Consider the following 2,674-nt stretch of genomic DNA (forward strand, 5'->3'; position numbering starts at 1 on the left):
ATCACTAAAATTCCCATATGCTCCAATCATGTGTTTTCGGTATGTATGCTAACGTTTATGTATAAGAATAGTTGCGGGTTTGTATGCGAAGAATTTCCGAAGGAAATTCAGACGTTACAAACACGCAACGACCTTTGTTTTAGAACTAAACCGCAATTATTTTTATACGGTGTTGTAAAACGTTTTTTTATTTCCGTTCAGTTATTTCCGAACGAAATATTTTTAAAATTCTATTTCCTAATTCCGATGGCTCACAATGAGCTGAAATCGTAGTTGTCAATTCAATTTCGCTTGTCAAATTCATTACAGTTTCAATTCTTAATGAACTATTTCTGTCCGTTATTCCGCGAATTGAAATTCTGCGATATTTTTCCTCAAAACTCCGACCACTTTTTTCCTTACTTGCTTTCAAAGCAGGCCAGTCAGATTTTTTACCCATTCCGCCTTTTTTCTCTTTAATATCAAATTTATTGAAATTCCTCTTAATCGCTTCTCCGATAACTTCTGATGCAGAGTTCAAGTCAATTACTTCACAATTCTCTTGTTCGTAGTTGTAGCTCCCTTTTGGTTCTTTAGAAATAGGCGCAATTATAATTTCAGAGTGTTTTTCCGAGATATAAACTGTTACTGATTTAATGATTTTTAATTCAGGTTCAGGTACTTTAAATGTTATGCTCCGTATTTTCATTCAAATGTTTTACAACGTGATTGTATATGGAAAGTTGCGTGTTTGTGTGCGAGGATTTTCCGAAGGAAAATCAGAAGCTAACAGACGAGCAACTCACATTGGTTTAGCTAAAACTAGCAATTTTTTATATACGGTGTTGTAAAACGTTTTTTATTTTATTCCGAAAGGTTTTGTCGGCAATTCATTCAGCCAATCCTTTCCGTATTTTTTATTTAAATAATCGAAAATCATTTGATTGTTTTCAGTCGCTTTTTTAAATGACAATGGGTCAATCACACAATTTTCTCTTATAAGTCCAATACCATATTTTTCTTTAAATTGAACAAACTCTTTAGGTATTGAATTGTCAATGCCGTGAATAATGAAGTTTAAGGTTCCTTTCGAAATCCTTTTCTCAATTTGTTCATCAGTTAGATTTGTGTCCAAATTCATAGGAAAAGAGAAAGTTCCATTATTAAAGGTCAAATCCGTTTTTTCTACTAAACGAATTGTTATTGTGTTTTTATTGTTTGTAATTCTTGAAGGATAATATGTATATGCAGTAAAGTCCTCTGTTGCAAATCCGAATTGATATTTACCTTTACTAGGCAAAGTTATTTTAAAACTTTTAGTGTCATTAATTTCAATTCTTTCATTAGTTTCGGTTATAAAAAATTCGCCAGAATTTAATTCTTTACCAGTTAAGTTCTCAAAAACTACTTCAGCGATTATTTCTTTTTCGGTCGCTTTAGAAACAGTGAAAGTCAAAGCTAAAATCAGAGTTATAAATATTTTTTTCATCTTTATTATTTTTATTTAGTTCAAATATTCAATTCCTTTTTATATAAAACAATCCATAATTAGTGAATTGCTCTTTTCGGTTAGTAAAACTATTTTTTGGTTGAGCCAAATGTTTTACAACGGTTTTGTGTATGATTAGTGGCGTGTTTAAGCACCTAATTTAGCAAATAAAAACCAGATAGAAAATCCGCGAGGATTTTCGTAAGTAGGCTAGAACTAGCCATTAATTATACACGTTGTTGCCATTTCGTTGTTTTTATTCAGTTTTTAATTATTCGGCTTAATTCCGTTTTCCGATTTTCTTGTGTTAAAGTGAATTCGGTCAGCGATTTATTCCACAAACTTTTTTAATTCCGATTGAGTGAGTAATTCCGCAAGAGTAATTTTCAGCGTTCATTTCTGTTTTCGGTATTCAATCCCGAATCTAATTATTTTGCTGTTTTTCCAATTTTACCAGTCAATAGTAATCCAATTCCAGCACCAATTAAAAGACCAGAAATAAAATCAGTAGCATCGTTTTCCAAAGTGAACTGAATTATAATTCCGATAACTAATATTACTAATCCGATAATTCTTATTTTATTCATATTATTTTTTCGTTTTGAGTGCGTTCCGCAATGAATGGCAACGTTTATGTATATGGAAAGTTGCGGTTTTGTGTGCGAGGATTTTCCGAAGGAAAATCAGACGTAACAAAACAAGCAACGACCTTTAAATTAAGCCTAAACCAGCAATTTTTTATATACTTTGTTAGGCACTGGTTTTTTCTTTTTTCATCTATAATCTGGCAAATCATTCCACTTATCAAGCATTTTAGCAAAAAAATTAGCGGAATAAGTTGTTTCGTAATTCAGTCCGAGATTTCCAACTTCCAAATCTCCAAACATAGAAACTATCATTTCAATTTGGTCAGAGTTTAAGTCAATCAGATAAAAGTCAGTTTCCGAACTATTCGGCTTTTCGTGCAATTCAGGTTTTTGAATTTTGTTTTCCGATATTATTCGGTCAATTTCAGATTCAAGTTCCGTCAACTTATTAATTCCGAGTTGCTTTTTAGTTTCTTTTAGCGTTCCAAAATCAAGTACGTTTCCTTCTTTCGTTATTCTATTATATTCTTCTGCTCGCATTTTTGGTCAACTTGTGCCTAACGTTTATGTGTAAGGAACGTTGCGTGCTTGTGTGCGAGGATTTTCCGAAGGAAAATCA

At 32.0% G+C, this 2,674-nt stretch carries 4 protein-coding genes; all 4 read right to left on the reverse strand.

Going from position 1 to position 2,674, the window contains the following annotated elements:
* Positions 1-187: 187 nt before the first annotated feature.
* The 4 genes from ACFQ0I_RS17465 to ACFQ0I_RS17480 all read right to left on the reverse strand — a co-directional run bounded on the left by ACFQ0I_RS17465 (position 188) and on the right by ACFQ0I_RS17480 (position 2,595).
* Entirely contained in the window at positions 188-688 is a 501-nt protein-coding gene (locus ACFQ0I_RS17465; protein ID WP_379944277.1) for a hypothetical protein, read from the reverse strand.
* Positions 689-838: 150 nt separating this feature from the next.
* Positions 839-1,468, reverse strand: a complete 630-nt coding sequence (locus ACFQ0I_RS17470) for an FEKKY domain-containing protein (RefSeq protein WP_379944278.1) — start codon at positions 1,466-1,468, stop codon at positions 839-841.
* Between the two features lie 428 nt (positions 1,469-1,896).
* Positions 1,897-2,055: a hypothetical protein gene (locus ACFQ0I_RS17475; RefSeq protein WP_379944279.1), complete on the reverse strand. Its 159-nt coding sequence runs from the start codon at positions 2,053-2,055 to the stop codon at positions 1,897-1,899.
* Positions 2,056-2,241: 186 nt separating this feature from the next.
* Positions 2,242-2,595, reverse strand: coding sequence for a hypothetical protein (locus tag ACFQ0I_RS17480; protein WP_379944280.1), 354 nt, complete (start codon positions 2,593-2,595; stop codon positions 2,242-2,244).
* Positions 2,596-2,674 lie beyond the last annotated feature (79 nt).

This window comes from Mariniflexile aquimaris (assembly GCF_042676825.1).
Classification (GTDB): domain Bacteria; phylum Bacteroidota; class Bacteroidia; order Flavobacteriales; family Flavobacteriaceae; genus Mariniflexile; species Mariniflexile aquimaris.